22 protein-coding genes and 1 pseudogene are annotated in these 25,636 nt (G+C 63.7%); 9 read left to right on the top strand and 14 right to left on the bottom strand.

The window, feature by feature from the left end; genetic code table 11:
* Positions 1-149, bottom strand: a pseudogene (locus tag AC0L2L_RS30700) (S-(hydroxymethyl)glutathione dehydrogenase); the annotation flags it as partial.
* A gap of 237 nt (positions 150-386) precedes the next feature.
* On the opposite strand from AC0L2L_RS30700, the gene AC0L2L_RS30695 reads away from it, so the two are divergent.
* Both AC0L2L_RS30695 and dnaE read left to right on the top strand, forming a co-directional pair.
* Positions 387-2,399: an acetyl-CoA carboxylase biotin carboxylase subunit gene (locus tag AC0L2L_RS30695; RefSeq protein WP_473583597.1), complete on the top strand. Its 2,013-nt coding sequence runs from the start codon at positions 387-389 to the stop codon at positions 2,397-2,399.
* A 118-nt stretch (positions 2,400-2,517) separates the two neighbouring features.
* The gene (gene dnaE / locus AC0L2L_RS30690) at positions 2,518-6,045 is read left to right on the top strand and encodes a DNA polymerase III subunit alpha (RefSeq protein WP_473583596.1); all 3,528 of its coding nucleotides are present in this window, start codon (positions 2,518-2,520) and stop codon (positions 6,043-6,045) included.
* Position 6,046: 1 nt separating this feature from the next.
* Here the strand turns inward: dnaE and AC0L2L_RS30685 are convergent, their stop codons facing one another.
* Positions 6,047-6,934 carry a DMT family transporter gene (locus AC0L2L_RS30685; protein WP_473583595.1) on the bottom strand — a complete coding sequence of 296 codons (888 nt, stop codon included), beginning with the start codon at positions 6,932-6,934 and terminating at the stop codon, positions 6,047-6,049.
* 177 nt (positions 6,935-7,111) lie between these two features.
* On the opposite strand from AC0L2L_RS30685, the gene AC0L2L_RS30680 reads away from it, so the two are divergent.
* Positions 7,112-7,624, top strand: a complete 513-nt coding sequence (locus AC0L2L_RS30680) for a hypothetical protein (protein ID WP_473583594.1) — start codon at positions 7,112-7,114, stop codon at positions 7,622-7,624.
* Positions 7,625-7,652: 28 nt separating this feature from the next.
* On the opposite strand, the gene AC0L2L_RS30675 is transcribed toward AC0L2L_RS30680, so the two are convergent.
* Complete coding sequence (locus tag AC0L2L_RS30675) at positions 7,653-8,981, bottom strand: DNA polymerase IV (RefSeq protein WP_473583593.1); 1,329 nt, start codon at positions 8,979-8,981, stop codon at positions 7,653-7,655.
* A 65-nt stretch (positions 8,982-9,046) separates the two neighbouring features.
* On the opposite strand from AC0L2L_RS30675, the gene AC0L2L_RS30670 reads away from it, so the two are divergent.
* Both AC0L2L_RS30670 and AC0L2L_RS30665 read left to right on the top strand, forming a co-directional pair.
* Positions 9,047-9,622 carry a GNAT family N-acetyltransferase gene (locus tag AC0L2L_RS30670; protein WP_473583592.1) on the top strand — a complete coding sequence of 192 codons (576 nt, stop codon included), beginning with the start codon at positions 9,047-9,049 and terminating at the stop codon, positions 9,620-9,622.
* Positions 9,623-9,723: 101 nt separating this feature from the next.
* Positions 9,724-11,301: a YdgA family protein gene (locus tag AC0L2L_RS30665; RefSeq protein WP_473583591.1), complete on the top strand. Its 1,578-nt coding sequence runs from the start codon at positions 9,724-9,726 to the stop codon at positions 11,299-11,301.
* Positions 11,302-11,310: 9 nt separating this feature from the next.
* Here AC0L2L_RS30665 and AC0L2L_RS30660 read toward each other — a convergent pair whose 3' ends face one another.
* Together AC0L2L_RS30660 and AC0L2L_RS30655 are read right to left on the bottom strand one after the other, a co-directional pair.
* Positions 11,311-11,964 (bottom strand): hypothetical protein, encoded by a 654-nt coding sequence (locus AC0L2L_RS30660; RefSeq protein WP_473583590.1) that lies wholly within the window; start codon positions 11,962-11,964, stop codon positions 11,311-11,313.
* Positions 11,961-12,260 (bottom strand): DUF3572 domain-containing protein, encoded by a 300-nt coding sequence (locus AC0L2L_RS30655; protein WP_473583589.1) that lies wholly within the window; start codon positions 12,258-12,260, stop codon positions 11,961-11,963. Before AC0L2L_RS30655 ends, AC0L2L_RS30660 begins: the two co-directional genes overlap by 4 nt.
* Positions 12,261-12,498: 238 nt before the next feature.
* Here AC0L2L_RS30655 and AC0L2L_RS30650 point away from each other — a divergent pair, with 238 nt between their 5' ends.
* Positions 12,499-12,870, top strand: coding sequence for a response regulator (locus AC0L2L_RS30650; protein ID WP_027166515.1), 372 nt, complete (start codon positions 12,499-12,501; stop codon positions 12,868-12,870).
* 33 nt (positions 12,871-12,903) lie between these two features.
* Entirely contained in the window at positions 12,904-14,277 is a 1,374-nt protein-coding gene (locus AC0L2L_RS30645) for a PleD family two-component system response regulator (protein ID WP_473583588.1), read from the top strand.
* Between the two features lie 430 nt (positions 14,278-14,707).
* Here AC0L2L_RS30645 and rpmG read toward each other — a convergent pair whose 3' ends face one another.
* The 9 genes from rpmG to AC0L2L_RS30600 all read right to left on the bottom strand — a co-directional run bounded on the left by rpmG (position 14,708) and on the right by AC0L2L_RS30600 (position 24,128).
* The gene (gene rpmG, locus AC0L2L_RS30640) at positions 14,708-14,875 is read right to left on the bottom strand and encodes a 50S ribosomal protein L33 (RefSeq protein WP_006201775.1); all 168 of its coding nucleotides are present in this window, start codon (positions 14,873-14,875) and stop codon (positions 14,708-14,710) included.
* 171 nt (positions 14,876-15,046) lie between these two features.
* Positions 15,047-15,409, bottom strand: coding sequence for a YybH family protein (locus AC0L2L_RS30635; RefSeq protein ID WP_473583587.1), 363 nt, complete (start codon positions 15,407-15,409; stop codon positions 15,047-15,049).
* A gap of 33 nt (positions 15,410-15,442) precedes the next feature.
* Entirely contained in the window at positions 15,443-15,928 is a 486-nt protein-coding gene (locus tag AC0L2L_RS30630; protein ID WP_473583586.1) for a YqfO family protein, read from the bottom strand.
* 186 nt (positions 15,929-16,114) lie between these two features.
* Positions 16,115-17,290, bottom strand: a complete 1,176-nt coding sequence (locus tag AC0L2L_RS30625) for an MFS transporter (RefSeq protein ID WP_027166512.1) — start codon at positions 17,288-17,290, stop codon at positions 16,115-16,117.
* Between the two features lie 20 nt (positions 17,291-17,310).
* Positions 17,311-18,051 (bottom strand): NUDIX hydrolase, encoded by a 741-nt coding sequence (locus tag AC0L2L_RS30620; protein ID WP_473583585.1) that lies wholly within the window; start codon positions 18,049-18,051, stop codon positions 17,311-17,313.
* Between the two features lie 91 nt (positions 18,052-18,142).
* On the bottom strand, positions 18,143-18,583 hold the full coding sequence (locus AC0L2L_RS30615) for a DUF983 domain-containing protein (RefSeq protein WP_473583584.1): 441 nt from the start codon (positions 18,581-18,583) through the stop codon (positions 18,143-18,145).
* The gene (gene rnr, locus AC0L2L_RS30610) at positions 18,583-20,889 is read right to left on the bottom strand and encodes a ribonuclease R (protein WP_473583583.1); all 2,307 of its coding nucleotides are present in this window, start codon (positions 20,887-20,889) and stop codon (positions 18,583-18,585) included. Before rnr ends, AC0L2L_RS30615 begins: the two co-directional genes overlap by 1 nt.
* Before the next feature lie 6 nt (positions 20,890-20,895).
* Positions 20,896-23,463, bottom strand: coding sequence for a type I DNA topoisomerase (topA, locus tag AC0L2L_RS30605; RefSeq protein WP_473583582.1), 2,568 nt, complete (start codon positions 23,461-23,463; stop codon positions 20,896-20,898).
* 287 nt (positions 23,464-23,750) lie between these two features.
* On the bottom strand, positions 23,751-24,128 hold the full coding sequence (locus AC0L2L_RS30600) for a COG4315 family predicted lipoprotein (protein ID WP_473583581.1): 378 nt from the start codon (positions 24,126-24,128) through the stop codon (positions 23,751-23,753).
* A gap of 167 nt (positions 24,129-24,295) precedes the next feature.
* On the opposite strand from AC0L2L_RS30600, the gene AC0L2L_RS30595 reads away from it, so the two are divergent.
* Both AC0L2L_RS30595 and AC0L2L_RS30590 read left to right on the top strand, forming a co-directional pair.
* Positions 24,296-25,042 carry a cytochrome c biogenesis CcdA family protein gene (locus AC0L2L_RS30595; protein WP_473583580.1) on the top strand — a complete coding sequence of 249 codons (747 nt, stop codon included), beginning with the start codon at positions 24,296-24,298 and terminating at the stop codon, positions 25,040-25,042.
* 92 nt (positions 25,043-25,134) lie between these two features.
* Complete coding sequence (locus AC0L2L_RS30590) at positions 25,135-25,572, top strand: nuclear transport factor 2 family protein (RefSeq protein WP_473583579.1); 438 nt, start codon at positions 25,135-25,137, stop codon at positions 25,570-25,572.
* Positions 25,573-25,636 lie beyond the last annotated feature (64 nt).

Raw genomic sequence — 25,636 nt, 5'->3', positions numbered from 1 at the left:
GCGCCCGACAGCGTGAACTCGTCGGTGTGGCAGATGCCGGTCGCCTTGATCTCGACCAGCACCTCGCCGTCGCGCGGGCCGTCGAGGTCGACCTCCATGATCTCAAGCGGCTTTCCAGCACCAACGGCGACTGCGGCACGCGTTTTCATCGAGGTATCCTCCCAAGCGATCGGTAAGTTTTAGCTAACGGCAAGCTGCCAGCCTGCCATCTGTTCGGCATTATGGGTAACCTTAGCGAGTTCCACGCTGGCGGCCAACGTCTCTTGCGACGTTTTTCGGCGCGGTTTCCGCAATCGGTACCAGCCGCGGGAGCCAAGCCGCGGGCACTTGAGGCGCGCCGGAATTGTCCATAGAACTGGACCGCTTCGCTGGAGGACGACACCCGAATGTTCAAGAAGATCCTGATCGCCAATCGCGGCGAGATCGCCTGCCGCGTGATCAAGACGGCGCGCAAGATGGGGGTCGCCACGGTCGCGGTCTATTCGGATGCCGATCGCGACGCGGTGCATGTCGAGATGGCCGACGAAGCGGTGCATATCGGGCCTTCGCCGGCTGCACAGAGCTATCTGGTTGCGGAGAGGATCATCGCCGCCTGCAGGGAAACCGGCGCCGAAGCCGTGCATCCGGGCTATGGTTTCCTGTCGGAGCGTGCCTCTTTCTGCGAGGCGCTGGAGAAGGAAGGCATCGTCTTCATCGGCCCGAAGCCCAAGGCCATCAAGGCGATGGGCGACAAGATCGAATCGAAGAAGTTCGCCAGCGCGGCCAAGGTCTCGACCGTGCCCGGCTGGCTTGGCGTCATCGAAGACGCCGACCATGCCGAAAGAATAGCCGGCGAGATCGGCTATCCGGTGATGATCAAGGCCTCGGCCGGCGGCGGCGGCAAGGGCATGCGCATCGCCTGGAGCAGGGCGGAGGTGCGCGACGGTTTCGAGCGGGCGCGTTCGGAGGCGAAAAGCTCCTTCGGCGACGACCGGCTGTTCATCGAAAAATTCGTCGTCGATCCGCGCCATATCGAGATCCAGGTGCTGGCCGACGCGCATGGCACCGCGCTCCATCTCGGCGAGCGCGAATGCTCGATCCAGCGCCGCAACCAGAAGGTGGTCGAGGAGGCGCCGTCACCATTCCTCGACGCCAAGACCAGAAAGGCGATGGGCGAACAGGCGGTGGCCTTGGCGAAGGCTGTCGACTACCAGAGCGCAGGCACGGTCGAGTTCATCGTCGACAAGGACAAGAACTTCTATTTCCTTGAAATGAATACGCGATTGCAGGTCGAGCATCCCGTCACCGAGCTCGTCACCGGCATCGACCTTGTCGAGCAGATGATCCGCGTCGCCGCCGGCGAAAGGCTCGGCATCAAGCAGAGCGACGTGAAGCTGAACGGCTGGGCGGTGGAAAGCCGCCTCTATGCCGAGGATCCGTACCGCAACTTCCTGCCCTCGATCGGCCGGCTGAAGCGCTACCGGCCGCCGGAGGAAGGCACGTTCGGCGACATCGTGGTCCGCAACGACACCGGCGTCACCGAAGGATCCGAAATCTCGATGTTCTACGACCCGATGGTGGCAAAGCTCTGCACCTGGGCGCCGACGAGGCTGGAGGCGATCGACGCGATGTCGGAGGCGCTGGACAGCTTTGTCGTCGACGGTATCGAGCACAACATCCCGTTCCTGGCGGCGCTGATGCAGCACCCGCGCTGGCGCGAGGGACGGCTGTCGACCGGTTTTATCGCCGAGGAATATCCGGACGGCTTCGCGCCCGTCGAGCCGGATGGCGAGGAGAAGGCGGTGTTTGCCGCTGTTGCAACCGCGATCGAATTGCTGCGTCGCGACCGGCTTGACCGCCTCAGCGGCAGGCTGGCGCCGCATTCCGGCCATCTCAAGCGCGACTGGGTGGTGAAGATCGGCACGGACTATCTTTCGGCCGAGATCGTCGACGGCATGATTTCCATCCCGATGGAGGTCGACCTCTCGATCGGCGGCGGCAAGCCGTTGACCGTCGCCTGCGACTGGCGGCCGGGCGACGCGATCTGGCGGGGCACAGTCGGTGCCAACAGGGTCGCAGCGCAGATCCGTCCGATGCTGAACGGTTTGCGCATTGCCTGGAAAGGCATGTCGGTGAGCGCGCGCGCCATGCTGCCGCGCACCGCGGAGCTCGAAAGGCTGATGCCGGAGAAGCTGCCGCCGGACACCTCGAAAATGCTGCTCTGCCCGATGCCTGGCCTTGTCGTCTCGATCGCCGTCGCGGAAGGACAGGAGGTCAAGGTGGGCGAAACGCTGGCCGTGGTCGAGGCGATGAAGATGGAAAACGTGCTGCGCGCCGAACGCGACCTGACGATAGCCAAGCTCAACGCCAAGCCTGGCGACAGCCTGGCGGTCGATGCTGTGATCATGGAATTCGCCTGAGATGAGGCGCTACCGGGTCACAAGCCTGTGCCTGTGGGTCATTTGTGCTGGACTGGTACGGACCTGTCCGGGACAATACATCTGCATAGATTGAGTCTTTGGGACAGCACGAAAAAACATGGCGGATGAACGACTTCCACGCGACCCGTTGCAGCGCGAAGCAGCCGTGAAGGCCGCGCGGCCCGAAACGCCGGCGCGGAGGTTCATCCATCTGCGCGTGCATTCGGCCTATTCGCTGCTGGAAGGCGCGCTGCAGCTCGGCGCGATCGTCGGCCATGCGGTCAAGGATGAAGCGCCGGCGATCGCGGTCACCGACACCAACAACTTGTTCGGCGCGCTCGAATTTGCCCAGAAAGCGGTCAAGGACGGCATCCAGCCGATCATTGGGTGCCAGGTCGATCTGACTTTTTCCGGTGAAGCGAGCGACGGTCAGCGCGACCGCCGCCGCCATGGGCCGGAGATGTCGCCGGTCGTGCTGATCGCCGCCAGCGAGGACGGCTACAGCAATCTCGTGCGGCTGATCAGCAAGGTCTATCTGGAGACGCCGCCCGGCGAGCCGGTGCATCTGACCAGCGCCGCGCTGGAGAGGCAGTACGACGGACTGATCTGCCTGACCGGTGGCCCACGCGGCCCGATCGGCGCTGCGCTGAAAGCCGACCGGCGCGACCTCGCCGAACAGCGGCTGCTGTTCCTCAAAGGCCTCTTCGGCGACAGGCTCTATGTCGAACTGGAACGGGTCGCCGGCTATGACCGCATGGTCGAGAAATCGTCGATCGACCTGGCCTATACGCATGAACTGCCGCTGGTCGCCACCAATGAGGCTTTCTTCTCCAAGCGCGATGACTACGAGGCGCATGACGCGTTGATCGCCATCGCCGAGGGCTCGGTGGTTGCGGCCGACAACCGCCGGCGGCTCGCGGCGGACAATTTCCTGCGCAGCCAGGCCGAGATGGCTCGGCTGTTTTCCGATCTTCCGGAAGCGATCGACAACACGGTCGAGATCGCGATGCGCTGTTCCTACTATCCGAAGAACCGCAGCCCGATCCTGCCGCGCTTCACCGGCGCCGACGCCACCGACAAGGACGCGGCCGAAAAAGCGGAGGCCGCCGAGCTTGCCCGCCAGGCACGCGAAGGGCTGGAAGCCCGGCTTGCCGCGCATGGCCCGACGCCGGGCTACACGGTCGAGCAATATCGCGAACGGCTCGAATTCGAGCTCGGCATCATCGAGAAGATGAAATTCCCGGGTTACTTCCTGATCGTTGCCGACTTCATCAAATGGGCGAAGGCGCAAGGCATTCCGGTGGGCCCGGGGCGCGGTTCGGGCGCCGGTTCGCTGGTCGCCTATTCGACCACCATCACCGACATCGATCCGCTGCGTTTCTCATTGCTGTTCGAGCGCTTCCTCAATCCGGACCGCGTCTCGATGCCGGACTTCGACATCGACTTCTGCCAGGACCGGCGCGAGGAGGTGATCCGCTACGTCCAGCAGAAATACGGCCGCGACCAGGTCGGCCAGATCATCACCTTCGGCACGCTGCAGGCGCGCGCGGTGCTGCGCGACGTCGGCCGCGTGCTGCAGATGCCTTACGGCCAGGTCGACAAGCTGTCCAAGATGGTGCCGCAGAACCCGGCCAATCCGGTCAAGCTTGTGGATGCTATCGCCAATGAGCCGCGCTTCGCCGAGGAGGCGGAGAAGGAGCCGATCGTGCAGACGCTGCTCGACATGGCACAGAAGCTGGAGGGGCTTTACCGCCATGCGTCCACGCACGCCGCCGGCATCGTCATCGGCGACCGGCCGCTCTCCGAACTGGTACCGATGTACCGCGATCCGCGCTCGGACATGCCGGTCACCCAGTTCAACATGAAATATGTCGAGCAGGCGGGGCTGGTGAAATTCGACTTCCTCGGCCTGAAGACGCTGACGGTGCTGGAAACGGCGGTGAAGCTCATCCGCCGGCGCGGCGTCGATATCGACCTGGCGACAATACCGCTCGACGATCCCGACACCTATGCGATGCTTTCGCGCGGCGAGGTTGTCGGCGTGTTCCAGGTTGAAAGCGCCGGCATGCGCAAGGCGCTGATCGGCATGCGGCCGGACTGCATCGAGGACATTATCGCGCTGGTGGCGCTTTATCGCCCCGGCCCGATGGAGAACATCCCGACCTACAACGCCAGAAAACATGGCGAAGAGGAGATGGCCTCGATCCATCCCAAGATCGACCATCTGGTGAAGGAGACCCAAGGCGTCATCGTCTACCAGGAACAGGTGATGCAGATCGCGCAGGAGCTGTCCGGCTATTCGCTCGGCGAAGCCGACCTGTTGCGCCGCGCCATGGGCAAGAAGATCCGCGCCGAGATGGACAAGCAGCGCGAGCGCTTCGTGACGGGCGCGGTAGAGCGCGGCGTCAGCAAGCCGCAGGCCGACTTCATCTTCGACCTTCTGGCCAAGTTCGCCGACTACGGCTTCAACAAGTCGCACGCGGCTGCCTACGCGGTCGTCTCCTACCAGACCGCCTATCTCAAGGCGCATTACCCGGTCGAGTTCCTGGCGGCATCCATGACGCTCGACATGAGCAACACCGACAAGCTGGCCGATTTCCGCCAGGACGCCCTGCGGCTCGGCATCGAGGTGGTGGCGCCATCGGTGATGTCGAGTTTCCGCCCGTTCGAAGTCGGCGAGAACAAGATCTTCTATTCGCTGGCGGCGCTCAAAGGCGTCGGCGACGCGGCGGTCGAGCACATCGTCGAGAAGCGTGGCGAGAAGCCGTTCAAGAACCTTGCCGATTTCTGCGAGCGGGTCGATCCGAAGATCGTCGGCAAGCGCGTCTTCGAAAGCCTGATCATGGCCGGCGCGCTCGATTGCTTCGGACATGACCGCGCCCAGATGATGGCCGGTGTAGAGCGGATGATGGGCCTGGCATCGCTGGCGCAGCAGAACGCCATTTCCGGCCAGGCCGACATTTTCGGAGCGTCGCTCGGTGCCCAGTCGCAGGCGCTCAACCTGCCATCGACCGATCCATGGCTTGCCGCGGACCGGCTGCACCGCGAGTTCCAGGTCGTCGGCTTCTACCTCTCGGCGCATCCGCTGGATGAGTACAAGGCAGCACTTCAGAAGATGCGGGTGCAGAACTGGGGTGAATTCTCGGCCGCGGTCAAACGGGGCGCCGCCGCGGGGCGCCTTGCCGGCACAGTCACCACCAAACAGGAGCGCAAGACCCGCACCGGCAACAAGATGGGCGTGGTGCAGTTTTCCGACACGACGGGCCAGTATGAGGCGGTGCTGTTCTCCGAAGGGCTGGCCCAGTATCGCGACATGCTGGAGCCGGGCCGCTCGGTGGTGATCACCGTTTCGGCCGAGGACCGGCCGGAAGGCATCAATCTGCGCATCCAGACGGTGCAGTCGCTGGAGGACGAGGCAAGCCGCATCCAGAAGGCGCTGCGCATCTTCGTGCGCGATGCAGCGCCGATCAACACGCTTGCCGGCCAGCTCGCCGTGAAGGGCGAAGGGCAGGTGAGCTTTGTGCTGATCAAGGAAGCCGGCCAGGGCGAGGTGGAGATCGAGCTCCCCAACCGCTACCGCATCTCGCCGCAAGTCGCGTCGGCCATGCGCGCGGTGCCGGGTGTGGTGGAAGTGGAGCTGGTGTAGGTTAGGGAGTCGCTGCTTCCGCCTCCGCCACCCGTGCCGTCTTCCTTTGCAGGTTGAGCAGATTGCCGGCCAGAATCAACACCGCGCCGCCGGCGGTGAAGATATCGATCTGCTCGCTGTAAAGCAGCCAGCCGATCAGCGCCGACAGCGGCACGCGCAGGAAGTCCATCGGCGAAATGACGGTCGCATCGGCGTGGCTGAGCGCACGGGCCATGCAGAAATGCGAAGACATGCCGGTGAAGGCGACCACGAATATCGAGGGCCACAGCTCGACGGGCGGGTCGCGCCAGACATAGAGCGCCGGGACGAGGCCGACCACGGACTGGATGATCAGCATCCAGAAGATGATGCGCACGACGCTATCGGTTCGCGTCAGCGACTTGACCATGACCACCGAGACGCCGAAGCACATCGCGGCGCCCAGCACGACGAGATGACCGGGATCGACCGAGCCGACGCCGGGACGCACAATGATCACCACCCCAATCAGCCCCAGCACGATGGCCGTCAGCCTTGGCCGCGACAGCCTTTCGCCGAGAAAGCTCACCGCCAGGATCGCGGTCCAGATCGGCGTCGTGAACTCGATCGAGATCAGCACGGCCAGCGGAATCAGGGTCAGCGCATAGAGCCAGGCGGCCTGGCCGGCATAATGGACGACGTTGCGGGCGATGTGGGCGAGGGGGCGCCCGGTGCGCATCGCCTTGAAGCCGCCGCCCGTCATCACCAGCGGCAACAGGATGAAGAAGCCGATCACCGAACGCAGCTCCAGCACCTGGAAGACATTGAGCGCGGCCGTCGCGGTGCGGCCGGCGACCGACATCGCCAGGAACGAGGCGATCGACAGCGCCATCCAGAGCGCGGCCTTGGTGAGCGAGGGAGCGGGTGTCATGGGCGCTTTTCGCAAGCCGGACCTTCGACCGCAACCGCTAGTCGATGCATTCGACTGGGCCAGCGACTGGCCAGCCTGCGAGGCGTTAAAAAACAGTCATGTTGGAGGCGGAACCTGCAGCCGTCGCAGGCGTTCGAGTCTTTGTGTTCGCAGCTTCGATGCCGGGGGAGAATTCCGATGAAATCGACGATGCTGTTTGTGCTCGCCGGCTGCCTGACCGCAGCAACGGCAGCGGTGGGCGCTCGCGCCGACGATGCCGGTTTCCTGCGCTCGTTCCAGGGCAGCTTCGCCGGCAACGGCACCCTCAAGGTCAGCGCCAACGCGCCTACGGTTAATATCTCCTGCACCTTCAAATCCGGCGCCACCTCGACCTCGCTGTCGCTCGACGGCAAATGCCGCGGCCTCATCCTGATGACGCGGGAAATCAGCGCCGACCTCAGGGCCAGCGGCGCCGGCTATACCGGCGTCTATATCGGCTCGCGCACAGGACCGGCGCGGTTGAACGGAAGCCGCTCGGGCAACGCGCTCAATCTCGGCATCCGTTGGGCCAAAGAGGTCAATGGCGACCGCAAGGCGCGATTGACCCTCGAAAAGACCGGCAGCGACGGCATGCGGCTGACAGTGACCGACACAGATCCGAAGACCGGCAAGACCATAGTGACGAGCCGGATCGACTTGCAGCGCACTTGATCAAGCCCGCAATAAATGCCGGCCAGTATCACTCCTCAAGCGGCTCGGGCGGATTGGCGTTGCGGCCCTTGCCGAATGTGTAGCCGGTCTCGACGGCCTTCCTGCCGAACTTGTCGCGCAACGTGTCCATCGCGCCTTCGGCCAGCGCGCGCTTGCGCGACTGCAGGTCAACCAGATCGGGCGGATCGGCCTTTTCATCGTCGGAGAGGTCGCTGACGCCGATGCCGAGCAGGCGGAACCTGGTGCCGTCGGCTTCGCGGCGTAACAGGTCGAGCCCGGTCTGGAAAATGCGGTCGGCTAGGCGCGTCGGATCGCCGAGCTGGCGGTTGCGGGTGCGGAGCTTGAAATCCTGCGTCTTGAGCTTCAGCACCACGGTGCGCCCGGCAATGCCGGATTTCTTCAGCCGCGCCGAGACCTTTTCCGACAGGCCGCGCAGCACCGGCACCAGTTCCGCCAAAGCGGCGATGTCGGTGTCGAAGGTGGTTTCGGCCGAGACGCTCTTGGCATCGCCGCCGGGATCGACCGGGCGGTCGTCCTCGCCACGCGACAGCCGGTAGAGCCGATCGCCCATAACGCCATAGCGGCGCATCAGCTCGCCGCGCTCCATGCGCTGCAGCTGGGCGATCATGCGGATGCCGTCGCGCTCCAGCGTCGCGGCCAACGCCTTGCCGACACCCCAGATCATCGTCACCGGCTGTGCGGCGAGAAAGCTTTGTGCCTCCGCTTCGCCGATCACCGAAAAACCGCGCGGCTTGCGGAAATCCGAGGCAATTTTTGCCAGGAACTTGCAGTAGGAGAGGCCGGCCGAAACGGTGATGCCGAGCTCACTTTCCACTGTCTGCGCGAAGCGAGCCAGCACCAGAGCCGGCGGCATGCCGTGCAGCCGCTCGGTGCCGGCGAGGTCGAGAAACGCCTCGTCGATCGACAGCGGCTCGACCTGCGGCGTCAGCGCCAGCATCAATGCGCGGACGTCGCGCCCAACGCCGACATATTTTTCCATGTCGGGCGGGATCACCACCGCTTCCGGGCACAGTTCGAGCGCCTTGAACATCGGCATGGCGGAACGAACGCCCTGGATGCGGGCGATGTAGCAGGCGGTGGAGACGACGCCGCGCCGGCCGCCGCCGATGATGACCGGCCGGTCCTTCAGCGCCGGGTTGTCGCGCTTTTCGATCGCCGCGTAGAAGGCGTCGCAATCGATATGGGCAATCCGCAAGCGGTAGAGCTCAGCGTGACGGACAAGGCGCGGGCTGCCGCAGCGATCGCAGCGACGCGTCTCCGCGCGCTGGAAAGCCAGGCAGTCACGGCAAAAACCGTGTTCGGGATTGTTGACAGGAGCCGCCATCGCTGCGAACATAAAGAGAACAAATGCAATGGTACGACAGCGCAAGGCTGGCAACAAGCTTGGCCTGGGGAGAACGCATGAGCACGACCATAGCACCGCTGACCCCTGAGCTCTGGGCCGACTTCGAGGACCTGTTTGGCAAGCAGGGCGCCTGCTACGGTTGCTGGTGCACGCATTTCCGGCTGGCGCCGGCGGAACGGCGCGCCAGCGACAAGGAGCGCAACAAGGATCTCATCAAGGCGCGGATAGAAGCAGGCCCGCCGCCGGGGCTTTTGGCGTTCGAGGACGGCAAGGCCGTCGGCTGGATGCAGATCGGTCCACGCGCCGACGTGCCCGAGTGGAACAACCAGGGCAGGGGCTCGGCGCCAGTCGATCCGGCCGATGCCGGCGATCCGGATGTCTGGGCGATCTCCTGCTTCTTCATTCGCGTCAAGGCCAGGGGCCGGGGCATCACGCATCGCCTTGTCGACGGCGGCATCGCGTTCGCGCGCGAGAACGGCGCAAGGCTGCTGGAAGCCTGCCCGATCGACCTGTCGCGCGATTCGCGATCGATCGGACTGTTCGTCGGCTCCTCGCGGGTGTTCGAGAAGGCCGGCTTCGACAGGCTTGTGGAGCGCAAGCCCGGACGGCCGCTGATGCGGCTTGTGCTTTAGCCGGGCGCGCTTTTGGCCTACAGTCGGCGTCTTGCGGCTGTAACGCTTCTTGCCTACCAGAAGCAGATTGTCTCGTCTTGCGAGACCAACGGAGAACCGACGTGAAGCGTATTTTGCCACTTGCCTTTGCCCTTGCGCTCAGCGCGCCCGCCTTTGCCCAGACCGTCGACGACCAGGGCGCCAAGCAGCTTTCCGACAATCTGGCGCGCTATTTCGGCAAGCAGGCGTTCGACAGGGGCGTGCTCAAGGTTTCGGTCGAGGGCGACGCCTACAAGATCGCGTTCGACGTCAAAGCGCTCGTCAATGCGCTGCCCGAGCAGAAGCTCGTGAAATTCGACATGGCGCCATACGCGCTGATGGTGAAGCCGCGCAGCGACGGGTCCTGGGACGTTTCGTCGAATTTCTCGCAGGGCGCGTCCTTCGAGTTCGATGGGCCGGAAGGCCGCCAGAGCATGGAATTCACGATCAAGGACGGCAAGCTGACCAGCGTTTACGATCCGGCCCTTGCCGCCTTCACCAACGCGACCAGCTCATTGTCCGGGATGACCATGACGTCCCGGCAAGCCAAGCAGCAGGCCGATGTCTCGACAGGCGCCGGCACTGCCACCGTTACGTCGACCAAATCCGCCAATGGCGGTGTCGATTTCACAGCCACGCAAAAGGTTTCGAGCTTCATTGAAAAGATCAAGATCGACGATCCCAACAGCGGAATGAACTTCCCGCTCACCTTGAAAACGCCGGAGCTTTCGGTGGACGCAAACGGCAAGGGCGTGCGGACGAAGCCGCTGCTCGACCTGCTTGCCTTTGCCGTGGCCAACGAGGACGAAACCAAGCTCAAGGCGAACCAGGCCGAGCTCAAATCGCTCATGCTCGCTGCACTGCCCATCTGGGAAAGGGTCGACGGCAACTACGGCTTCAAGGATTTCGAGGTGGAGAGCCCGGTCGGCAGGTTTGGGGCCACGCAATTCAGCACCGCATTCGGCATGGACGGCGTCTCCCAGAACGGCAAGGTCGATTACGCGATCAAGGCCACCGGCCTGACTATCCCGCATCAGACCCTGCCTGAATGGACGGTGCCGCTGTTGCCCACGGACATCGACCTGAACTTCGGCGGCGCCAATATCGATCTCGACACGATGGCGAAAAAAGCGATCGAAGCCTTTGATCTCAATAAGAATCCGCCGCTTTCGGATGAATTCGGCAAGGCTTTGGTCGCCGATTTCAAGGCGAAGAACCCGAAGGTCGTCATCGGGCACAGCACGCTGAAAAACGCCGACATCGAAGTCGCGATGGAAGGCGAGATGACGTTTCCCGGCGAGAAACCCGATGCGACCGTGACCATCGACGTCGCCGGCTATGACAAGGTCGTCGACGCCCTGAAGGAAGGAGCCAAGAGCGATGAGCAGATGGCGCAGGCCTTCCCGTTTGCGTTGGCCGTCAAAGGCTTCGGCAAGACCTTGTCGGATGGCCGCCTGGAGTGGGTGATCAACACCAAGGCCGATGGATCCGTCGCGGTCAACGGCGCCATGCTCAAGGGGCCAGATGAAGTCCAGGACGACAGCGCGGGTCAGGATGATTCGGGCGGTGATGACGGCGCGGATGGAACGGATAATTCCACCGGGGATGACGGTACGGACGGCGGCGACAATGGCGGGGCTGGCGCGAAGCTGCAGCCCTGAGCGCTCGCTCTAAAGCCCGAGGGCGCCGGCGATCTTCGGCGCCGCCTCGCGCCAGTCCTCGACCGAGATGATGTCTTCGGGCGTCGGCGGCAGGAAGGCGCGCAGCGAGTTGTCGGCCATCAGATGGAAGAGATGCGCGTCCGCCACGGAATTGCGCGCCGAGACCAGATTGGAGGGCTGGTCGTCGACGAAGGCGACCGGCCGTCCCTTGGCGCCGCGCAGTTTGGCGATTGCCGGCCCCTTGGCCATCTCCGTCGTCAGCAGCGGGTAGTTCAGCCCCAGCGCGTCGAGATGCGCCCGGCGCGCGGCGCGGTGCCTGTGCGGCATGGCGGTCAGGAGCACGATCTCGGCGCCTTGGCTGAGCATCGCCAGCGCTTCCGCGGCACCGTCAGTGATGCTTTGCCAATCCGCCTGGGTGTCGAAGAACTCGCCGAGAAGCGCCGTCACCTCGGCTTGCTCGATCAGCCGGCCGGTCGCCGTTTCGGCGATGTTGCCGGTGAGGCGGAAGGAAGCCAGCGTCAGCCCGAAGCCGCGTGTTTTCAGGAAATGCGGGAAGGGCCGGACGAATTCGAGCACGACGTCGTCGACGTCGAGCACCAGCAGCGGCCGGTCGTCGGCGGCAAGCTCTTCGATCTGCCGCGCTGTCTCGGGATCGTCGCTCATGTCGAGCGCTCGTGATCGTCGTCGCCGAGCGGCAGCGCGCGCAGTGCCTTGCCGACGGCGGCCGGTGGCGTGCCGGTCTCCTCGGCGAACCGCAGAAGCGTCGGCTCGTGGGCGAGGATGAATTGCAGAACGCCGGCAAGGAAGCCAGGCTCCGCGGCCGCCTTGCGGATCGACTGCACCTCGATGCCGGTGATCGCCAGGAAGCGGGGCAGCAGTTCCGGGTCGGCAGCAACGAAACCCAGCGCCTTGACCGCAATGGTTTCCGCTTCCTCGCGCATTGACGCTGCGTTCGCCATTATTACCTTTGGAATGGTGGATTTGTGAGTCTCTCTCCGCAGTAACGGCAAGCGTCGCTTGCGGCAAGCCTTCGCTCTCTCCCGTACAACGCCCGAAGGTGGAATTGGTACAGCTTTTCCAACCTCCGGTTTCCGTTTCGTCAATCATATTGGGCTAGAGTGCAATAGGGTTGGGTGCGGTCCGAAGGGACGCATTGCGACAGTCTTCGGCTTCGAGGGCGGTCGGGACGGGAAATTGATGGCTAAGAAGGTCATGATCGTCGAGGACAATGAGCTCAACATGAAGCTCTTTCGGGACCTCATCGAAGCCAGCGGTTACGAAACAGTTCGCACGCGCAACGGGCTGGAAGCGCTGGATCTCGCGCGCCAGCACCGGCCGGACCTCATCCTAATGGATATCCAGTTGCCCGAAGTGTCCGGCCTGGAAGTGACGAAATGGCTGAAGGAAGACGACGAATTGCATTCGATCCCCGTCATCGCCGTCACCGCCTTCGCCATGAAAGGCGATGAGGAGCGCATCCGCCAGGGCGGCTGCGAAGCCTATATTTCCAAGCCGATCTCGGTGCCGCGCTTCATCGAGACGATCAAATCCTATCTGGGCGACGCATGATGCATACCACCAGCACAACCGGAACCTTTTGAGATGACCGCGCGGATCCTGGTCGTCGACGACATTCCCGCCAATGTTCGGTTGCTGGAGGTCCGGCTGCTAGCCGAGTATTTCGAGGTGCTGACGGCCAATAACGGCGCGGATGCGATCGAGACCTGCGAGAACGGCAAGGTCGACGTCGTGCTGCTCGACGTGATGATGCCCGACATGGACGGGTTCGAGGTCTGCAAGCGGCTGAAGAGCGATCCGGCGACCTCGCATATCCCGGTCGTCATGATCACCGCGCTCGACCAGGTTTCCGACCGGGTGCGCGGCCTTGAGGCCGGCGCGGACGATTTCCTGACCAAGCCGGTCAACGACCTGCAGCTGATGACGCGCGTAAAGAGCCTTGTCAGGCTGAAGTCGCTGACGGACGAGCTCCGGCTGCGCGCCTCGACCACGCGCAATATCGGCATCGAAGAACTTCTGAGCCGCGATTTCGCAACCGAGGATACCAAGCCGAGGGTGCTTCTCATCGATGAGCGTAGGTCTTCCGTCGAACGCATCCAGAAGATGCTGCGCAACAGCGCCGAGCTCGATGTCGCGACCGATCCGCACGCGGGATTCTTCCAGGCGGCCGAGACAGCGTATGAATGCGTGCTGATCTCGACCGCTTTCTCCGACTTCGATGCGCTCAGGCTCTGCTCGCAGCTGCGTTCGCTCGACCGCACCCGCTTCCTGCCGATCATGCTGCTTGCCGACGAGGGCGAGGAAGGCCGTATCCTGCGCGGCCTGGAACTCGGCATCAACGACTACCTGATCCGGCCGATCGACCAGCACGAATTGACGGCGCGCCTGCGCACGCAGGTGCGGCGCAAGCGCTATAACGACCAGTTGCGCGCCAGCGTCGCCCAGACCATCGAGATGGCGGTGATCGACGGACTGACGGGGCTTCACAATCGGCGCTACCTCGACAGCCACCTGCAGACGCTGTTCGACCGCGCCGTGGCGCGGCGGCGTCCGCTGTCGGTGATGATCACCGATCTCGACCGCTTCAAGTCGATCAACGACACCCATGGCCATGACGGCGGCGACGATGTGCTGCGTGAATTTGCCAGGCGGCTGCGCAAGAATGTGCGCGGCATCGATCTCGCCTGCCGCTTCGGTGGCGAGGAATTCGTGGTGGTAATGCCGGACACGGAGGGCGCGGTCGCCGAGAAGGTGGCCGAGCGCATCCGCGCCGAGATTGCGCAAGCGCCTTTCGCCATCGGAAGCGACGGCAAGGCGATCGAGGTCACGGTCAGCGTCGGCGTGTCCTCGCTCTTGAAAGGGGCCGACAGCGTCGCCGCGCTGATGAAGCGTGCCGACCTTGCGCTCTATGAAGCCAAAAGCGGCGGCCGCAATCGCGTCGTGGCCAAGGCCGCGTAGCAGCCGAGACGGATTTTCCAGTCAACCCAACAGGGTTACGAATTTACCTTAACCCAAGCGATTCGCGAGCGGTGGTTAAGAAATGGTTGATTTTTATAAGGTCTTGCGCAAATCTGCGGCATAGACCGAAGACGAAGCCGGCACGAGGGTAGACTAGCCGGCCCGATCCAAAAAATACCCCATGATGCTCAGGTCCGCCGCATCTCCTGGGTCCGTGGGGTCGGCCGGCCGGCGCTGGCACATAGTGGCCTCCTCGTACCGCTGCCAAACGCCGACCGGCCCCCTTTTTTCGAAAAACCGACATTTTCTTCGAAAACCGACAGGGGAACCTTGCGCTCAATGGCGGCGAGGTTCCTTTTGTTGCTCGACCTTTCCTCAAAACAAAAACGCCGCCCCTTGGGCGGCGTTTTGATTTCTCGGGATAACCAGATTACTTGATCTTGGTTTCCTTGAACTCGACGTGCTTCTTGGCGACCGGATCGTACTTACGGAACGAGAGCTTGTCCGTCTTGGTACGGCTGTTCTTGCTGGTCACGTAGAAGAAACCGGTGTCGGCGGTCGACAGAAGCTTGATCTTGATGTTTGCGGCTTTGGCCATGATTTTCGTCCGTTAACGTTCGTGGAGTTTTGGCCGCTGGAGCACGGGGAAAACACCCGGACGCGGGAAACTTGGCGCGACACATAAAGAACGTGCCCGGAAAGTCAAGCCCGCTACCGACAGCCCGCGAGGCCCTTGGGATCGGGTCGGGTTTCGGCACCGAGCCATGGCTCATGGGAGGATGGACGGCTGGTCGATCACCCAAAGCCATGTCCCGTCGCCTTGCCGGTGGGCAATTTCCACGGTCACCGTGCCATCGGGAAGGCGCGTGGAAGTGAGTGCCACATCTCCGTTGACGATAGCCGGACGCTGATCTCCAAGCTCAAACTTTGGCCCCGCTGTCACCAGCTTGCCGTAGAAATCACGAATGGCGTACCGGCCGCTGGCCAACTGTCCACCGCCGGTAGCGAGGATGGCGTCGGGTTCATAGAGAGCAGCCATGCCCTCCGCATCTCCCGCCTGCTGGCGAGAAACCAGGAAACGCGCCAGATCCTGGGGATTGCGCGCCGGCTTGCGGTTTGCCTCGTCGTTCATGGGCGACTTCCCAAACGCTACCAAGTTCTGGTGTCACTCCGCAGCGACCGATTCCCGCTGCGGCGCCTTGACGAGCGGACCCTGATCGGCCGTCTTCCAATCGCCTGTCGTGTTCCACCAGCGGTTCGGATTGGCGCGGTCGTCGAGGCCCTTGGAGCGGCTGGTCAGCAGCGGCTGGATGCGAATGACTGGCTCCTGATAGGAGTGAGCCTGGAATATGGCCTCGACGACGCGTGCGGCAAGCCCCTGGTCGTCAGGCAGTTCGAACGAGACCTCGACCGTTCCCGGCCGGCGGCGCAACTCTGTTTCCGCGCCCGCGGCAGCACCTTCCAAAGGTTGGTAACGCTCGATGCCTTGCGCCGACTGATAGGCATTGCTCTCATATTTGCCCATGCGCAGCGGCGTGATCGCCACCACCGCTTCCATGATGCGCTCGACATCGGCGGCCGGCGCCTGGAATGTGACGAGCAGAAGCAATTCCATCCTGAGGGACTTGGTTTCAAAGCCACTGTCGATCATCGCAATTTCTCCTACCTGCGTTGGAGGCAAGGTATATAGCAGGGGTGCTGCTGACACGGTGATGTCAGGATTGCCCCACGCTTCCGCGACATTCGCCCACTGCGTGTCGCCCAGTAGTGCGCAGCGGTTCCGGGACAACGACATGCCTCAAAACACGTCGCCTGAATCCGTTTCAGCGCGACGCGCTTAGAGAATCTTGCGCACCAGCCGGACCAGGACCAGAAGCATGTAGGCAGCGAAGAAAAGGGCCAGCGACCAGCCGAAGCCGGATGGGCCAAAGGCATCCATGCCGATGCCGATCGCCTGTGGACCCAGCACCATGCCGACGCCGTAGCAAAGCACGAAGGCCGCATTGGCGGAGGCCAGCTCATGGCCGGAAAGCTGGGAGCCGAGATGCGCAAGGCCGATCGTGTACATGGCGGCAACGACGCCGCCCCAGACGAACAGCAGCGCCGCCATCAAATGCCAGTTTTGCGCGAAGAACGGCATGAAGACTGTACCGATCAGCCCGACGGTGGCGCAGGCCAGAAGCAAATAGCGACGGTCGGAAACGCGGTCGCTGATCATGCCGATGGGGATTTGCATCAGCACATTGCCGAGCCCGATCATCGTCAGCAGCAGCGCGGCGTCGGCCTCCGAATAGCCGATGCGGCTGCCATAGATGGGGAACAGCGAGAAACCGCCGGTTTCGACGGCGCCGAAAACAAGAACAGCAAAAGTCGCTGTCGGCACCATCCAGATATAGCGCAGGAAATGGCTGGTCTCGCTGTCGGCGACGATGGTCGGGCTCTCGTTGCGGGCCGCCAGCACCGGGATAGCGGCAAGCGTCACCAGCACGATGGTGACGCCGAATGGCAGGAAGCCCGAACTGCCGAGATGGGCGAACAGCCACGGTCCGGCGGCGAAGCCGAGCGACAGCACGGTGGCGTAGATGCCGAGCACAAGGCCGCGGCGGCTCGGCGGGGCCGAGGTGCTGATCCAGAACTCCGACAAGATGAACAGCACTGTCAGCGAGATATGCAGGGCGACGCGGAGCGGAAACCACATCCAGAAGTCGGGCGCGAAATGGAAGCCGACGAAGGCGAGCGCGCCGATGGCAATCATCAACAGCATGGTCCAGGCGACGCCGAGCCGCATGGCAAGCGGGGTGGCGAGCGGCGCGCCGGCGATCGAGGCGAGGCCGGCGACAGCCGTGTTGAGGCCGATCATCGAAGCGGAATGGCCGCGGCTTTCCAGAATGACGCTGAGCAGCGGCATGCCGAGGCCGATGGCGATGCCGACGACGCTGATCGAGGAGATCGCCGCGATCATCGGCAGCCAGTGTACGCGTTCGTCGCCCTTTTCTTGGGTATCGACCGTCATGGGATCAAAATGCTCTGCTTCTAAAGGACTTCGCGGACGAAGCGGTTGCGGACGAGCCGGAAGAACGGCACGGCGCCTCCCGGCCGCAGCAACGGATCATCGGCGAGCCGCTGTTGCAGTTCTTCCAGGATCATGCCGGTAATGTCGGGGATGTCGGCCTTACGGGCATCGGCAAGCGGCAGCCAGACGAGTTCTTCGAGCTCGTTGGTGGGGCCGCCGTCAGGCAATTCCACCGCAACGTCATGACGCCAGACGCTGAAGAAACGCGTATCGAAACGGCGCACGCGATTGGGCGGGGTGATGGCGCGGGCGATGAAGCGGAGCGCGTCCAGCGATGGGGCCACGCCATGTTCGACGAAACCCTGCCAATCGCGCTCTGCGGTCGAGAAAACACCTTTGCGGCCAATCAGCAGCCCGGCTTCCTCATAGGTCTCGCGAATCGCCGACAGGGCGATTGCCCGTGCCCGCGCCGGGCTCGCGCGGCCGGGGCCTGCGACCAGCTTCTTCTCTTCTTCGCCGCGTAGTGGGGCAGACACGGGAATGCGGCTGTCGGCCGGATCGGTGCGGCCGCCGGGAAAGACGAATTTTCCGGGCATGAAGGCGTGACCGGCATGGCGCCGGCCCATCAGCACCAGAACGTCCCTGTCCCTGCGATCGAGCAGAATGAGGGTCGCGGCATCGCGCGGACGCAATGCCCGGCCGCTGCGCACGGCCAGGCCTTTATCGAGCTTGTCGACATCCGCCTTGGTCATTCCTTCCATGCGCTCGACCTAGCGGAAACTTCCCGGATGCGAAAGTGGCTTGCGCGTCGCGGTCTTTGCACCAGGGCGGACAGCGGTGCAACCTGGCTTATCAATGGCTCTCGAGCTCGTCCTTCTCGCCGCCGAAGCCGTGCATATAGAGCGCCCATTGCAGGCCGATGACAGCGCCCTTGACCGGCTGCAGCAGCGCGATGGCCAGACTAAAGGTCAGCGGCACCCAGATCAGCGCGTGCTGCCATGTCGCCAGCGTGACGGCAGCCTCCACCGCCATGAAGGAGCCAACCACGATGTGGCCGACAATGACGATGACCAGATAGGCAGGCAGGTCATCCGCGCGATGGTGATGGAGCTCTTCGCCGCAGACATCGCATTTGTCCACGGGCTTCACGAAAGCGTGGAAAAGCTTTCCCTTGCCGCAATGCGGGCAACGCCCGAACATGCCGCGCTTCATCGCCGTCCACAGCGGACGTGCGACGCGGCCCGAATCATGCTCGCCACCGAAAACCTGTTCTTCCCGCAAATCGCCTGGCATCATCGTCTCCTGCCGCGCGGTCCCGAATGCGATTGCGACGCGCGGGCGCGGCCCTTGGCCTTGTGGAACGACCGCTTCGAGCCGGGCAGGGGCTTCGGGTCGGTCAGCATCTCGAAACGCATCGCACCGGCCATCGGCGCGACCTCGATCAACCGAACCTCGACGCGATCGGCAAGCTGATAGCCCTTGCCGGTGCGTTCTCCGAAGAGCGATCGGGCGGTCTCGTCATAGATATAGTAGTCGCCGCCCAAAGTTGACACCGGAATAAAGCCGTCCGCGCCGTACTGCGGCAATTGGACAAAGAGTCCTGCCTTGGTGACGCCGGAGATGCGCGCGTCGAACGTGTCGTTGACGCGCTCGGCGAGATAGGCGGCAACCAATCGGTCGACAGTGTCGCGCTCTGCGGCCATGGCGCGGCGTTCCGTCGCCGAAATCAGCGCCGCGACCTCTTCCAGCCGGTCGGCCTCCTGCTGCGTCAGGCCGCCGGGCCCGAGACCAAGTGCCGCGATCAGCCCGCGATGCACAATCAGGTCGGCATAGCGCCGGATCGGCGAGGTGAAATGCGCGTAGCGCCTGAGGTTGAGGCCGAAATGGCCGATGTTCTTCGGCGAGTACTCGGCCTGGCTCTGCGAGCGCAGCACCACTTCGTTGACCAGCGCCTCGTTGTCGGCGCCGCGCACCCGCTCCAGGATGCCGTTGAACTGGCTCGGCCGCATCTGCGCGCCGCGCGCCAGGGACAGGCTGAGCGTTTGCAGGAACTCGCGCAGCGATTCCTGCTTGGCAAGCGACGGCGCATCGTGGATGCGGTAGACCAGCGGCTCTTTCTTGCCCTCCAATGTCTCGGCGGCCGCGACATTGGCCTGGATCATGAACTCCTCGATGAGCTTATGCGCGTCGAGGCGCTCCGGCACGATGACCCGGTCGACCGTGCCATCGGGCTTCAGCAGGATCTTGCGCTCCGGCAGGTCGAGCTCCAGCGGCTGGCGGGAGTCGCGGCCGCGCCTGAGCACCGCATAGGCGTCCCATAGCGGCTTCAGGACGCTGTCGAGGATCGGCCGCGTCTTGTCGTCGGGAATTCCGTCGATCGCCGCCTGCGCCTGCGGGTAGGCGAGCTTGGCCGCCGATTTCATCATGACGCGGTGGAAGGTGTGCCTGAGCTTGCGGCCTTCCGACGAGAAGGTCATGCGCACGGCTATGGCCGGTCTGTCCTCGCCCTCGCGCAGCGAACAGAGATCGTTGGAGATGCGTTCGGGAAGCATGGGGACGACCCGGTCAGGGAAATAGACCGAATTGCCGCGCTTCAAGGCTTCGCGGTCGAGCGGCGTGCCGTAGCGGATATAGGCGGCGACGTCGGCGATCGCCACGGTGACGACAACGCCGCCGGGATTCTTCTCGTCCGTATCGGGTGTGGCGAAGACGGCGTCGTCATGGTCTTTCGCATCGGCCGGATCGACGGTCACCAGCGGCAGATCGCGCCAGTCCTCCCGGTGGTCAAGCGTCGCCCGCTTCACCGCTTCGGCCTCGGCAATCACGTCCGCCGGGAAGACATGCGGAATGTCGTGGGCGTGGATGGCGATCATCGAGACCGCCTTCTCGCTGGTCAGCGATCCAAGCACCGCGAGAACCTTGGCGCGCGGCAGGCCGAAGCGCGAGGCGCTCGCGGGCTCGACCTCGACGAGGTCGCCGTTCTTGGCGCCGTTCTGGAATTCCTTGTCGACGATCAGCTCCGGCTGGCGCCGTTCGACGGGCTCGATGCGGAAGGTGCCATCCTTCAGCACGCGGAACACGCCGAGCACCGCGTCGCTGCGCTTCTCGAAGATCTTCATCACCCGCCCGGTATAGGCAGGGCCTGACGGATCGTCGGTCGGGAAGGTCTTGGCGAGCACGCGGTCGCCGATGCCGGGCACCGGGCCGCCGGCGCCGCGCGAGATGCGGATGGCGACCACGGGCGGCGAACCGGGGCCGGTATATTCGTTGGGCTGCGCCAGAAGCACGCCGTCGTCGTCGCGACCGAAAATATCGAGCACGGCAACATGAGGCACCGCGCCGGGGCGGGTGAGGCGCTTCCGCTCCTTGTTGAGCAGACCTTCGTCCTGCAGGTCGCGCAGAAGATCCTTCAGCCAGATGCGGTCGTCGCCGCGCAGCGCGAAGGCCTTGGCGATCTCGCGCTTGCCGGATCGATCGGGATTTTCGGCGATGTAGCGCAGGATTTCGTCGCGCGAAGGCCGGTAGTCGCCCTTGACCTTCGCCCTCGTGTCGGCGGTGCGCGGATCGCCGTGGCTTCGTCCGGAGATCCTGCGCGCCACGTCCTGCTACCCCTTCTTTGCGGCCCTGCGGAAGGGTTTTTTGCCGCCTCCGCCCTTGGCTTCCTTCTCGGCGATCATGGCGAGCGCGTCTTCCATCGTCACCGATTGTGGGTCCTTGCCCTTGGGCAGCGTCGCATTGACCTTGCCGTAGTTGACATAGGGGCCGTATTTGCCGTCGCGCACGACGATCTTGCCGCCGCCGTCGGGATGGTCGCCGAGCTCCTTCAGCGCCGCCGGCGTGGCTCCGTTGCGGCCGCCCTTGCCCTTCTGCTGCTTCTCGGCAATCACCGAGACGGCGCGATTCAAGCCGATCGAGAACACGTCCTCGATGCTTTCCAGATTGGCGTAGGTGCCGTCGTGCAGGACGAAGGGGCCGTAGCGTCCAAGCCCGGCCGAGATCATCTTGCCGGTTTCCGGATGCTTGCCGACATCACGCGGCAGGGCCAGCAGCGCCAGCGCCTTCTCGTGGTCGATCGACTCGGCCGTCCAGCCCTTGGGCAGGCTGGAGCGCTTGGCCTCCTTGCCTTCGCCGCGCTGGATATAGGGGCCGAAACGGCCGCTGCGCAGGGTGATTTCCTCGGCGGTGTAAGGATCCTTGCCGAGCAGCTTGACGCCGTCCTCGCCATTGCCGTTTTCGCCGTTGGGATTGGCGGCGTCGCCGAGCTGGCGGGTGTAGGAACACTCCGGATAGTTCGAGCAGCCGACGAAGGCGCCGAACTTGCCGAGCTTCAGCGAAAGATTTCCCGAGCCGCATTTCGGGCAGATGCGCGGGTTGGAGCCGTCCTCGCGCGCCGGAAAAACAAGCGGCGCGAGTTCTTCGTTGAGCGCATCGAGCACGTCGGTGACGCGCAATTCCTTGATGTCGGCGACGGCGCCGGAGAAATCCTTCCAGAAATCGCGCAGCACGTCCTTCCAGGCGAGCTTGCCGTCGGAAATCTCGTCGAGCTTTTCCTCGAGCGAGGCGGTGAAGTCATATTCTACATAGCGTTCGAAGAAGCTTTCCAGGAATGCCGACAGCAGGCGACCCTTGGCCTGCGGCACCAGCCGGCGCTTGTCGATGGTGACGTAGTCGCGGTCCTCGAGCGTCTTCAGGATAGCGGTGTAGGTCGAGGGACGGCCGATGCCGAGCTCTTCCAGCTTCTTGATCAGCGTCGCCTCGGAGTAGCGCGGCGGCGGCTCGGTCGTGTGCTGGGTGGCGTTGATCGCCTTGCGGGCAAGCTGCTCGCCGGAGCGGATCTCGGGCAGGCGGCGGCTCTCCTCATCTTCCGCGTCGTCTTCCTTCTGATCGGTATAGGCGGCGATAAAACCGTCGAAACGAACCACCGAGCCGATGGCGCGAAGCTCGGCGGTGCGGGAACCATTCACCGCTTCGATTTCGACGGTGGTGCGCTCGATCTCGGCGGGCTGCATCTGGCTGGAGATGGCGCGCTTCCAGATCAGTTCGTAGAGGCGGGCCTGGTCGGCATCGAGATATTGTCGCACCGATGCGGGCGTGCGGTTGAAATCGGTCGGGCGGATCGCCTCGTGCGCCTCCTGGGCGTTCTTGGCCTTGGTCGTGTAAACGCGCGGCTTTTCAGGCAGGTATTTTGCACCGAACTCGCTCACGATCGCGTGGCGCGCGGCCTCGATCGCCTCCGGCGCCATCTGCACGCCGTCGGTTCGCATATAGGTGATGAGGCCCGCGGTCTCGCCGCCGACGTCCATGCCTTCATACAGCCTTTGCGCCACTTGCATCGTGCGGGTGGCGGAAAAGCCGAGCCCGGACGAGGCGGCCTGCTGCAGCGTCGACGTGGTGAAGGGCGGGCCGGGGTTGCGCTTGGTCGGCTTGGCCTCGACCGAAAGCGCCTTGAAAACAGCGCCTTCCAGCATCGTCTTGATGTCGTCGGCCTGCGCCTTGTTGGCGATATCGAGCTTCTGCAGCTTCTTGCCGGCGAAGGCGGTCAGCCGCGCCTCGAAACCGTCGTTGCGGGGTGTGTTGAGGATGGCGGCGATCTGCCAATATTCCTCGCGGATGAAGCGCTCGATCTCGGATTCGCGGTCGCTGACGAGACGCAACGCCACCGACTGCACGCGGCCGGCAGAGCGGGCACCCGGCAGCTTGCGCCACAGCACCGGCGACAGCGTAAAACCGACGAGATAGTCGAGCGCGCGGCGCGCGAGGTAGGCGTCGACCAGCGGCGCATCGATCTGGCGCGGATTGGCCATCGCTTCCAGCACCGAGGCCTTGGTGATGGCGTTGAAGACGACGCGGCTGACCGGCTTGTCCTTCAGCGCGCGCTTCTGCTTCAGGACTTCGAGCACATGCCAGGAGATGGCTTCGCCCTCGCGATCCGGGTCGGTGGCGAGGATCAGCCCATCGGCGTCCTTGACCGCCTTGGCGATGTCGGCGAGGCGCTTGCCGGAGGCGGTATCGACCGACCAGGACATGGCGAAGTCCTCGTCGGGCCGCACCGAGCCGTCCTTGGCCGGCAGATCGCGAACGTGGCCGAACGAGGCCAGAACCTTATAGTTCTTGCCGAGATATTTGTTGATTGTCTTCGCCTTGGCCGGCGATTCGACGACGACGACGTCCATGAGGTCTCTTATCAATTAGGAGGCGGCGGAAGAACTCCGCGGCACACGACGAAATCCCACTCTTTTCGTCGCTCACATGGCCGCGCTTTTGCGATCGGTCAAGGGGAGGCGGCCAATTTGCGAGGCGCCAATGCCAGATACACTCTTAGAGTGTATGGCAAAGATCACATTTTTGGGGATGGTGACGTCAGTGCCTCGAAAGGGCTGACGAGGGTGCAAAGCATGCTGGCCGCCAGATCGAGGGATCGGCGGCCAGATCGTGCCCTTTAACGGGGCGGGCACATTGCTCAATCAGCCTTGACGACATGCCAGGCGCCGGCAACGCCCTCGCCGGCCATGTCGCCGGCCTTCTTGTCCTTGACGAAGGTGTAGACCGGTTTGCCGTCATAGGCCCACATCTTGGTGCCGTCGGTGCGGTCGACGATCGTCCACTCATCGTCGGCCTTGGCGCCGGCCTCGGCCTTCAGCGGCGGCCAGTTGGCGGCGCATTTGTCGTAGCAGTTGGATTTGCCCTTCTCATCCTTGTCGAAGGTATAAAGCGTCATGCCGTTGGCGTCGGTGTAGATCTTGGTGCCGCCGACTTCGGCTTCCTTCCAGGCCTCGGCGGCGTGGGACGCGGCGGTGCCGAGCAAAAGAGCGGCAAACCCGAGTGCAATCGCTTTCATCACAAATCTCCCTGAGCACAAGCGCGCGGCAATCGCGCGCTCATCCGGTCAACGCATCGGGGAGGCGGTTTCTTCCTCGGGCGAAGCGGCTACGGGCCACACAATGGTGATTGGCAGGCGCGTGCCCGCGTCGCTATATCGACGCCAGCACAATCGGGACTCATTGGATGGCATTGGACATCGGCTATGTCAGCGCGGTCGGGGCAGGGGCGATCTCGTTCCTGTCGCCATGCGTGTTGCCGCTGGTGCCGCCCTATCTCTGTTACATGGCCGGCGTTTCGGTCGATGATTTCCGTGGCAGCCAGAGCGTGACGGCGAAAGAAGGCGCGCGCGGCGCGCTGCTTTATGCCTCGCTTGCTTTCGTGCTTGGCTTCTCCACGGTGTTCGTCGCGCTCGGCGCCGGAGCCTCGACCATCGGTCGCCTGCTGCGCGTCTGGCAGGAGCCGCTGGCGATGGCGGCGGGGGTGCTGGTCATCATCATGGGCCTGAATTTCCTCGGTATCCTGCGCATACCGCTGTTGTCGCGCGAGGCGCGTTTCCAGTCGCAGGGGAAGCCGGCCAGCATGATAGCGGCCTATGTGATGGGCCTTGCTTTCGCTTTCGGCTGGACGCCCTGCATCGGCCCGGTGCTAGGGCCGATCCTGACTTTAGCCGGCGGGCGCGAGACGGTGGGTGAGGGAGCGCTGCTGCTTGCGGCCTACTCGCTCGGCCTCGGCATCCCATTCCTGATCGCGGCGCTGTTTTCCGGCGCCTTCATGCGCTTCCTCGGCAAATTCCGCGTCCATCTCGGCCGCGTCGAAAAAGCGATCGGAGCGCTGCTGGTCGTCGCCGGCGTGTTTTTCCTCACAGGCGGCGTGCAGAGCGCGTCTTACTGGCTGCTGGAGAATTTCCCGGTGCTTGGGCGGCTGGGCTGACATCGCTATCGTCAAACCGGAACGATGCCCGAAAACTGGCGTTACAGGCCGTGCGCGGGCGCAACAACCGATGACCGACCGGCGAGGCGAAAATGGTAGCCAAGGCTGACGTGCAGAAGTTCTTCAAGGCCTACGAAAAAGTCTACAACGACGCGATCGCCGGCAATTTCGACATGGACGATTTTGGAGACATGTATTCGTCCGGCTTCGTCTCGGTAACGCCGGCAGGGGTCATGGTTGGCGAGAACGGCCAGCAGCTGAAAGACATCATGAAAAAGGGTTTTGAGGCCTATCGGGCGATGGGAAGCAAGGCGATGACCTGCAAAGATGTCGCGGTGACGCCCATCGATGAGGGCCATTGCGTGGCCAAGGTGCGATGGTCGGGCGACTATGAACGCAAGGACAGAAGTCACGTGACCATCGATTTCGAGGTCGATTATCTCGTCGAACGGCGCGATGGCAGCTTGAGGGTATTCGGCTGGATCGCTGGCGACGAGCAGGCGGAATTCAGGAAACACGGCCTATTGTAGGGGTGCTGGTCGCCCGATTTCACTGCAGGACCTACTGATTAAAAGTCAGTTGCTCAATCCATCT

The organism is Mesorhizobium sp. WSM4832 (genome assembly GCF_055811115.1).
The sequence above is the reverse complement of the archived record's forward strand: the minus strand, read 5'-3'. Positions and strand labels throughout refer to the sequence as shown.

What these genes read in the sequence shown, in the direction of transcription:
- AC0L2L_RS30695 (WP_473583597.1), top strand. Translation starts at nt 387, where the DNA reads ATGTTCAAGAAGATCCTGATCGCCAATCGCGGCGAGATCGCCTGCCGC.
- dnaE (WP_473583596.1), top strand. Translation starts at nt 2,518, where the DNA reads ATGGCGGATGAACGACTTCCACGCGACCCGTTGCAGCGCGAAGCAGCC.
- AC0L2L_RS30685 (WP_473583595.1), bottom strand. Translation starts at nt 6,934, where the DNA reads ATGACACCCGCTCCCTCGCTCACCAAGGCCGCGCTCTGGATGGCGCTG.
- AC0L2L_RS30680 (WP_473583594.1), top strand. Translation starts at nt 7,112, where the DNA reads ATGAAATCGACGATGCTGTTTGTGCTCGCCGGCTGCCTGACCGCAGCA.
- AC0L2L_RS30675 (WP_473583593.1), bottom strand. Translation starts at nt 8,981, where the DNA reads ATGTTCGCAGCGATGGCGGCTCCTGTCAACAATCCCGAACACGGTTTT.
- AC0L2L_RS30670 (WP_473583592.1), top strand. Translation starts at nt 9,047, where the DNA reads ATGAGCACGACCATAGCACCGCTGACCCCTGAGCTCTGGGCCGACTTC.
- AC0L2L_RS30660 (WP_473583590.1), bottom strand. Translation starts at nt 11,964, where the DNA reads ATGAGCGACGATCCCGAGACAGCGCGGCAGATCGAAGAGCTTGCCGCC.
- AC0L2L_RS30655 (WP_473583589.1), bottom strand. Translation starts at nt 12,260, where the DNA reads ATGGCGAACGCAGCGTCAATGCGCGAGGAAGCGGAAACCATTGCGGTC.
- AC0L2L_RS30650 (WP_027166515.1), top strand. Translation starts at nt 12,499, where the DNA reads ATGGCTAAGAAGGTCATGATCGTCGAGGACAATGAGCTCAACATGAAG.
- AC0L2L_RS30645 (WP_473583588.1), top strand. Translation starts at nt 12,904, where the DNA reads ATGACCGCGCGGATCCTGGTCGTCGACGACATTCCCGCCAATGTTCGG.
- rpmG (WP_006201775.1), bottom strand. Translation starts at nt 14,875, where the DNA reads ATGGCCAAAGCCGCAAACATCAAGATCAAGCTTCTGTCGACCGCCGAC.
- AC0L2L_RS30635 (WP_473583587.1), bottom strand. Translation starts at nt 15,409, where the DNA reads ATGAACGACGAGGCAAACCGCAAGCCGGCGCGCAATCCCCAGGATCTG.
- AC0L2L_RS30630 (WP_473583586.1), bottom strand. Translation starts at nt 15,928, where the DNA reads ATGATCGACAGTGGCTTTGAAACCAAGTCCCTCAGGATGGAATTGCTT.
- AC0L2L_RS30625 (WP_027166512.1), bottom strand. Translation starts at nt 17,290, where the DNA reads ATGACGGTCGATACCCAAGAAAAGGGCGACGAACGCGTACACTGGCTG.
- AC0L2L_RS30620 (WP_473583585.1), bottom strand. Translation starts at nt 18,051, where the DNA reads ATGGAAGGAATGACCAAGGCGGATGTCGACAAGCTCGATAAAGGCCTG.
- AC0L2L_RS30615 (WP_473583584.1), bottom strand. Translation starts at nt 18,583, where the DNA reads ATGCCAGGCGATTTGCGGGAAGAACAGGTTTTCGGTGGCGAGCATGAT.
- topA (WP_473583582.1), bottom strand. Translation starts at nt 23,463, where the DNA reads ATGGACGTCGTCGTCGTCGAATCGCCGGCCAAGGCGAAGACAATCAAC.
- AC0L2L_RS30600 (WP_473583581.1), bottom strand. Translation starts at nt 24,128, where the DNA reads ATGAAAGCGATTGCACTCGGGTTTGCCGCTCTTTTGCTCGGCACCGCC.
- AC0L2L_RS30595 (WP_473583580.1), top strand. Translation starts at nt 24,296, where the DNA reads ATGGCATTGGACATCGGCTATGTCAGCGCGGTCGGGGCAGGGGCGATC.
- AC0L2L_RS30590 (WP_473583579.1), top strand. Translation starts at nt 25,135, where the DNA reads ATGGTAGCCAAGGCTGACGTGCAGAAGTTCTTCAAGGCCTACGAAAAA.